Origin of the sequence: Runella aurantiaca, from assembly GCF_003339505.1 — a bacterium.
GTDB lineage: Bacteria > Bacteroidota > Bacteroidia > Cytophagales > Spirosomataceae > Runella > Runella aurantiaca.
Map to the genome: position 1 here is coordinate 1 of NZ_QPIW01000066.1, position 1,055 is coordinate 1,055.

General features: G+C 38.4%; 1 protein-coding gene. It reads left to right on the top strand.

The features are described 5' to 3' along the window. The first annotated feature begins 146 nt into the window (after nt 1–146). Entirely contained in the window at nt 147–1,034 is an 888-nt protein-coding gene (locus DVG78_RS29850) for an IS982 family transposase (RefSeq protein WP_158550154.1), read from the top strand. The last annotated feature ends 21 nt before the right edge of the window (nt 1,035–1,055 follow it).

Here is a 1,055-nt window from a genome sequence, read left to right on the forward strand (position 1 = left end):
AACGCGAACTTTTCAGGGAATATAGGATAATACTGGGTTTTAAAGAGCACAACATAGCATAGAGAGTGAAAGAATAGTATTTTGGAGTTGCTAAACATTCAAAAACTAACCAATTCCTCCCTATGCTGACGGAAATATACTACGAAGTGGACGAGTTTAACAAAAAACACTTAGGAAAAATCGCAGCCTATGCTGCAACCATAGATTGGCACTCTAAACGCCATTTGGGTTGTATGAGTGAAATAATGACCATCTTAATCTATTATCATTATTCTCATTACAAAAACTTTAAGCATTACTACTTGGAGTATGTTAGTAAAGAGCTAAAAAAAGACTTTCCAACGTTGGTAAGTTACGACCGTTTTATTTGGTATATCCCAATGGCATTTCTACCTATGTTTTGCTTTCATTTACATCGTTGTAAATCCTCAATCAGGACAGGTATCTATTTCATTGACAGCACCAAAATAGAGGCTTGTCATCCTAAGCGAGTACATCAACACAAAGTTTTTAAAGGGCTCGCTGACTGGGGGAAAACTTCTACGGGGTGGTTTTACGGTATAAAGATACATCTGATTATCAACAATTTAGGGCAGGTTGTACAAACTTGTTTTACAACAGGAAGTTGTTCAGATACAAATATTGCTACTCTTTTTTACCTTCTCAAAGACCTTTCTGGATGGGTGTTTGGTGACAAGGGCTATTTGATGAATGAGGCCAAAATGGCCTTTGTTGAGTATGACAATGAGGTTGACTTCTTTGCCAAACCCCGAAACAACGCCAAGAAAAAATCAGCTAAGGATACCCCTTTGGAGGCTCAAAAAATGGCAAAAAAAAGACCCCTTATTGAAACCGTAATCGGTATCCAAAAGATGGTAATGGACCTTGAACACACAAGGCACCGAAACCCAATTAATGCTTTTACGCATTCGTTGGCGGCCATGTGTGCCTATTCTTTTTACCAAAGAAAACCCAAAGTTAGTATTGCATCTCCATTGGAATTGAGGCAGTACTGCCCGCCAATAGCTGCGTAGATATTGAAAAGTTCACGTTAA